The sequence below is a fragment of the Streptomyces sp. BV286 genome (genome assembly GCF_019090165.1).
Taxonomy (GTDB): Bacteria; Actinomycetota; Actinomycetes; order Streptomycetales; family Streptomycetaceae; genus Streptomyces.
This window is the reverse complement of record NZ_JAHRIB010000008.1, coordinates 120,685-126,991: the sequence shown is the minus strand read 5'-3', so window position 1 is coordinate 126,991 and position 6,307 is coordinate 120,685. Positions and strand designations below refer to the sequence as shown.

The window sequence follows — 6,307 nt, the reverse complement described above, 5'->3', positions numbered from 1 at the left end:
CGCCGACGCGGCCGGGTCACCGGGGCTGCGGCTCAGTCCTCGGCGTCGTTGCCGCCCGTCCCCAGCCAGCCCGCCAGCTTGCCGCCCTGCCCGACCGCGCGCAGTCGTCGCTCGGCGGCGTCCCGGACCGGGTCCGTCGCCACGACGAGCAGCTCGTCGCCGCGTCTGAGCACGGTCACGGGAAGCGGAACGAACGATTCTCCGCCGCGTACGACCAGCGTGACCGCGGCGCCCGCGGGCAGCCGCAGCTCGTTGATCTCGACGCCGTGCATCTTCGACCCCTCCGGGATCGCGACGGACAGCAGGTGTCCGCGCAGCCGCTCCAGCGGCGCGGACTCGATCCCCAGGTCGGCGGTCTCCGAGGACTTGGCGAGACCCAGCCGCCGGGCCAGCCAGGGCAGCGTCGGCCCCTGCACGAGGGTGTAGGCGACGACCAGGACGAAGACGATGTTGAAGATGCGACGGCTGTCCTCGACGCCGCTGACCATCGGGATCGTGGCCAAAATGATGGGCACGGCGCCGCGCAGTCCGGCCCAGGACATCAGGGCCTGTTCCTGCCAGCGCATACGGAACGGCAGCAGGGCCAGGACGACGCTCAGGGGCCGTGCCACCATGGTCAGCACCAGGCCGATGACGAGCGCCGGCCAGATGTCGTCGCCCATCTCGTGCGGGGTGACCAGCAGGCCGAGCAGCACGAACATGCCGATCTGCGCGATCCAGCCGAGCCCGTCGGCGAAGCCGCGGGTGGCGGGCCAGTGCGGCAGTTTCGCGTTGCCCAGCACCATCGAGGCCAGGTACACGGCGAGGAAGCCGCTGCCGTGGGCGAGGGCCCCGGCCGCGTACGCGGTGACCGCGATCGCCATCACGGCGATCGGGTAGAGGCCGGAGGCGGGCAGCGCCACGTGCCGCAGCCCGAACGACCCCAGGAAGCCCACCGCGAGACCGATGGCCGCTCCGATGGCCAGCTCCAGCGCTATCACGCCGAGCAGGTGGTACCAGTGATCCACCGGGCCCGCCGTGGAGAACGCGACGACGAGAATGACCACCGGGGCGTCGTTGAAGCCCGACTCGGCCTCCAGGATGCCCGTCACGCGGGAGGGCAGGGGCACCTTCCGGAGCACCGAGAAGACCGCCGCCGCGTCCGTCGAGGACACCACTGCGCCGATGATCAGCGCCTGCCGCCACTCCAGCCCGATCAGGTAGTGGGCTGCCGTCGCCGTGACGCCGACGCTCACCGAGACGCCGACGATCGCCAGTGAGGAGGCGGCCGCCAGTCCCGGCTTGACCTCTTTCCACTTCGTGCCCAGACCGCCCTCGGCGAGGATCACGACCAGGGCCGCGTATCCGATGACCTGGGTCAGTTCGGCGTTGTCGAAGTGGATGTCGCCGACGCCGTCCTGGCCCATGGCGACGCCGATGCCCAGGTAGACGAGCAGGCTGGGGAGCCCGCTGCGCGAGGAGATCCGAACCGCCGCCACCGCGACGAGCAGAACGAGCGAGCAGACGAGCAAGAGCTGGTTGAGGTGGTGGACAGTCAGCGGCTGTTCCCTTCTCGCCGTTCCTGGTGGATCAGTCTGACCAGTCGGATCACTGGGGCCGATCGGGCCGGTGGCACCGTCGGGTCACGGTGAAAATTCAACTGTGGCCGATTCAGCTGCTCCGATGCGTCAACTACTTCGTTACCTTACCTAACTCTTGACGCTTTCTTGACACTCGGCAGGGCAAGATCGAACTCCCGTCCGCCCGGGTTGCCGACTCCGCGTCAAGTCCGGGTTGGCCCTGCGCCTATGGTTGCTCCAGCGCTCAGTCAAATGGACAAGCCCGCCTGCCGCTCGCGTGAGGACAGCAAGGACAGCGATGCCCCCCAACACCACCGCATCTTCCGGTCAAAAGCCCGGCAAGTCCGGCAGGAAGAAGGGGCGCAGAGCCCGTCTGATCCTGATCGTCCTGGTTCTGGCCATCATCGGCGGCGTCGCCTACGGGGCGTTCTGGAGCATCAGCACCGTCCGTGCCTCCTTCCCGCAGACCAAGGGTTCCCTCACGCTCGACGCCCTGTCGGGCCCCGTGGACGTGAAGCGGGACGGTTACGGGATCCCGCAGATCTACGCCTCGACCGACGAGGACCTGTTCATGGCGCAGGGCTACGTCCAGGCGCAGGACCGGTTCTACGAGATGGACGTCCGCCGCCACATGACCGCGGGCAAGCTCTCCGAGATGTTCGGCGAGAGCCAGGTCGACGAGGACGAGTTCCTGCGCACGCTCGGCTGGGAGCGGGTGGCGGAGAAGGAGTACAAGACCAAGCTGTCCGCGGAGACGAAGAAGTATCTCCAGGCCTACTCCAAGGGGGTCAACGCCTACCTGAAGGGCAAGGACGGCGCGGACATCTCCCTGGAGTACGCGGCGCTGGGCTTCTCCAACGACTACAGGCCCAAGGCGTGGACCCCGGTCGACTCCGTGGCCTGGCTCAAGGCGATGGCCTGGGACCTGCGCGGCAACATGCAGGACGAGATCGACCGCTCCCTGATGACCAGCCGCCTCGGCCCGAAGCAGATCGCCGACCTGTACCCGGACTACCCGTACGACCGGAACAAGCCGATCGTGCAGGAGGGCCAGTACAACAGCGTCACCGAGGAGTACGAGCAGGGCGGCGGCACCGGAACCGGAACCGCTGCGGGCTCCGCGGCCGGCACCGGGCTGGCGAACGGCACCACGGCCCCCTCGGGGCTCCAGAGCCAGCTGTCGGGTCTCTACAAGGTGCTCGACGACGTCCCCGAGGCCGTCGGCGTGAACGGCAACGGCATCGGATCCAACTCCTGGGTCGTCGGCGGCGAGCACACCATCAGCGGTAAGCCGCTGCTGGCCAACGACCCGCACCTGTCGCCCTCGCTCCCGTCGGTCTGGTACCAGATGGGCCTGCACTGCAAGAGCGTCTCGGAGAAGTGCCGGTACGACGTCTCGGGGTACACCTTCGCGGGCATGCCGGGTGTGGTGATCGGCCACAACGAGAACATCTCCTGGGGCATGACCAACTCCGGCGCCGACGTCACCGACCTGTACCTGGAGAAGCTCACCGGGGACGGCTACGAGTACGACGACAAGGTGCTGCCCTTCACCACCCGCAAGGAGAAGATCGACGTCGCGGGCGGTGAGAGCAAGTCCATCGTCGTCCGGGAGACCAACAACGGCCCGCTGCTGTCCGACCGCTACGACGAGCTCGTGAAGGTCGGCAAGAAGGCCGGTGTCGACAGCGCGGCCCCCGACCGCGGTGACGGCTACGCGATCGCCCTGCGCTGGACCGCCCTGGACCCGGGCACCTCCATGGACGCCGTCTTCGCGATGAACAGGGCCGCGAACTGGACGGACTTCCGCAAGGCCGCCGCCCTCTTCGACGTACCGTCGCAGAACCTGGTCTACGCGGACATCGAGAACCACATCGGCTACCAGCTGCCCGGCCGGATCCCGATCCGCGGCGAGGGCGACGGCTCGCTGCCGTCGCCCGGCTGGGACTCGAAGTACCGCTGGACCGGTTACATCGATCAGGACGAGCTGCCGTACGAGTACAACCCGAAGCGCGGGTACATCGTGACCGCCAACCAGGCCGTCGTCGACAAGGACAAGTACCCGTACACGCTCACCACGGACTGGGGCTACGGCACGCGCAGCCAGCGGATCGCCGATCTCATCGAGTCGAAGATCAAGAACGGCGGCAAGGTCTCGACGGACGACATGCGCCAGATGCAGCTCGACAACAGCAGCGAGATCGCCAAGCTGCTGGTGCCCAAGCTGCTCAAGATCGACGTGGACGACAAGTACGTCCGCGAGGCGCAGAAGCTCCTGGAGGGCTGGAACTACACCCAGGACGCCGACTCGGCCGCGGCCGCGTACTTCAACGCGACCTGGCGCAACATCCTCAAGCTCGCCTTCGGCAACAAGCTGCCCAAGGAGCTGCGGGTCAAGGGCCAGTGCCTGTACGTCGAGCCGACCGACTCCACGGGGCCGGTCGACAACGAGGACGACAAGGTGCGCGAGTGCGGCCAGCGCGACGCGGACAGCGCGCAGCCGGACGGCGGTGACCGCTGGTTCGAGGTGGTCCGCAAGATCCTCGACGACGAGGACAACGACTGGTGGTCGGCGCCCAAGACGCGCACCGACCAGACCGTCGTGGACACGCGTGACGAGCTGTTCGCGCGGGCCCTCAAGGACGCGCGCTGGGAGCTCACCGCCAAGCTCGGCAAGGACATCGACACCTGGAGCTGGGGCCGGCTGCACCGGCTGTACCTGAAGAACCAGACCATGGGCATCGAGGGCCCCGGCTTCCTGCAGTACATGCTCAACCGCGGCCCGTACAACATGGGCGGCGGCGAGGCGGCGGTGAACGCCACCGGCTGGAACGCGGCGGGCGGCTACTCGGTGGTCTGGGTGCCGTCGATGCGCATGGTGGTGAACCTCGACGACTTCGACAAGTCCAAGTGGATCAACCTCACCGGTGCCTCCGGTCATGCCTACAGTGCCCACTACATCGACCAGACGGGCAAGTGGGTCAAGGGCGAGCTGCTGCCGTGGGTCTCCTCGGACCGGGCGGTCGACAAGGCCACGTCGGACACACTGGTCCTGCAGCCCTAGACGGCACGTGAAACGGCCCTCCACGCGCGCGTGGAGGGCCGTTCGCGTACCCGGCCGCTCCGGGAGGGTCAGCGGAAGCGGTGTACTGCCGAAGGCGTCACCGCCGCGTGCACCGGCCTGTCGTGCGGCTCCTCGGGGACGCGGCCGACCACTTCGGAGTCGTACAGCAGCACCACCAGGGCCGGATCGGCGGCCGCCCGCTCCAGACGGGCGAGCACCCGGTCGTACGATCCGCCGCCGCGGCCGAGCCGCAGCCCGCGCGCGTCCACGGCGAGACCCGGCAGCAGCACGGCGTCGGCCGCGAGCACGGCCTCCGGGCCCAGCCGCTCGCCCGCGGGCTCCAGGAGCGTCATCCTGCCGCCGTGCCGGACGCCGACGAGCGAGTCCGGTCCGTCGTACGCGCCCCAGTCGAGGTCGTTGTCCGCCAGCAGCGCCGGAAGCAGGACGTGCACTCCGCGCGCGTGGAGCGCGTCGAGGAGCGCGCGGGTGCCCGGTTCACTCCCCACGGACACGTAGGCTGCCACCGTGCGCGCGTGCGCCAGCTCGGGCAGCTCCAGGGCGCGGGCGGCGAGTGCGGCCCCGGTTTCTTGCACGTCACCGGCCGTCAACCGGCTCCTCACCGCGAGGAGATCCCGCCGCAACCATCGCTTGCCAGACTCGTCTTCGGGTCCCAGGCGGCTCATAGACTTGTTCCGTACCCTTCATAATGCGCTCATATGAGAGCGAATTAACCGGAGCCACAGATTCCCTACAAAGGCACCGGATATGGTGGCGTGCATGACTCAGGCACACCCAAGGATCAGCAAGGCTGTCATCCCCGCAGCAGGTCTCGGCACCCGGTTCCTGCCGGCCACCAAGGCCACTCCCAAAGAGATGCTGCCGGTCGTCGACAAGCCGGCGATCCAGTACGTGGTCGAGGAGGCCGCCTCCGCGGGCCTCGATGACGTCCTCATGATCACGGGACGCAACAAGCGCCCCCTCGAGGACCACTTCGACCGCAACTACGAGCTGGAATCCGCCCTTCAGAAGAAGGGCGACGCCAACCGGCTCGCCAAGGTGCAGGAGTCAAGCGACCTCGCCACCATGCACTACGTCCGCCAGGGCGACCCCAAGGGCCTCGGCCACGCCGTGCTCTGCGCCGCCCCGCACGTCGGCGACGAGCCCTTCGCCGTGCTCCTCGGCGACGACCTCATCGACCCGCGCGACCCGCTGCTCAAGCGCATGGTCGACGTCCAGGAGCAGCACGGCGGCAGCGTCGTCGCGCTCATGGAGGTCGAGCCCGAGCAGATCCACCTCTACGGATGCGCGGCCGTCGAGTCCACCGAGGACGGCGACGTCGTCAGGGTGACCGGCCTCGTCGAGAAGCCCGACCCGGCGGACGCCCCCAGCAACTACGCGATCATCGGCCGCTACGTCCTCGACCCGCACATCTTCGACATACTCCGCAAGACCGAGCCCGGCCGCGGCGGCGAGATCCAGCTCACCGACGCCCTCCAGCAGCTCGCGGACGACGAGAAGGTCGGCGGCCCCGTGCACGGCGTCGTCTTCAAGGGCCGCCGCTATGACACCGGCGACCGCGGCGACTACCTGCGTGCCATTGTCAGACTCGCGTGCGAACGTGAAGACCTGGGCCCGGACTTCCGGACCTGGCTTCGCAGTTACGTCACCGAGGAGATGTAGGAAC

Annotated in this window: 4 protein-coding genes; 2 read left to right on the top strand and 2 right to left on the bottom strand. The window is 68.5% G+C overall.

Features of this window, described 5'->3' with window-relative positions; all coding sequences use genetic code 11:
- Positions 1-32 precede the first annotated feature (32 nt).
- On the bottom strand, positions 33-1,601 hold the full coding sequence (locus KUF83_RS01595) for a potassium/proton antiporter (protein ID WP_217452667.1): 1,569 nt from the start codon (positions 1,599-1,601) through the stop codon (positions 33-35).
- 256 nt (positions 1,602-1,857) lie between these two features.
- Between KUF83_RS01595 and KUF83_RS01590 the strand changes: the two genes are divergently transcribed.
- Positions 1,858-4,623 (top strand): penicillin acylase family protein, encoded by a 2,766-nt coding sequence (locus KUF83_RS01590; RefSeq protein ID WP_217452658.1) that lies wholly within the window; start codon positions 1,858-1,860, stop codon positions 4,621-4,623.
- 68 nt (positions 4,624-4,691) lie between these two features.
- Here the strand turns inward: KUF83_RS01590 and KUF83_RS01585 are convergent, their stop codons facing one another.
- The gene (locus tag KUF83_RS01585; protein WP_217452657.1) at positions 4,692-5,306 is read right to left on the bottom strand and encodes a 5-formyltetrahydrofolate cyclo-ligase; all 615 of its coding nucleotides are present in this window, start codon (positions 5,304-5,306) and stop codon (positions 4,692-4,694) included.
- A 94-nt stretch (positions 5,307-5,400) separates the two neighbouring features.
- Here KUF83_RS01585 and galU point away from each other — a divergent pair, with 94 nt between their 5' ends.
- A complete protein-coding gene (galU, locus tag KUF83_RS01580; RefSeq protein WP_217452656.1) occupies positions 5,401-6,303 on the top strand; it encodes a UTP--glucose-1-phosphate uridylyltransferase GalU in 903 nt (300 codons plus the stop codon).
- Positions 6,304-6,307: the final 4 nt, after the last annotated feature.

Coding starts and splice junctions, on each gene's coding strand:
- galU (WP_217452656.1), top strand. CDS start 5,401: ATGACTCAGGCACACCCAAGGATCAGCAAGGCTGTCATCCCCGCAGCA.
- KUF83_RS01590 (WP_217452658.1), top strand. CDS start 1,858: ATGCCCCCCAACACCACCGCATCTTCCGGTCAAAAGCCCGGCAAGTCC.
- KUF83_RS01585 (WP_217452657.1), bottom strand. CDS start 5,306: ATGAGCCGCCTGGGACCCGAAGACGAGTCTGGCAAGCGATGGTTGCGG.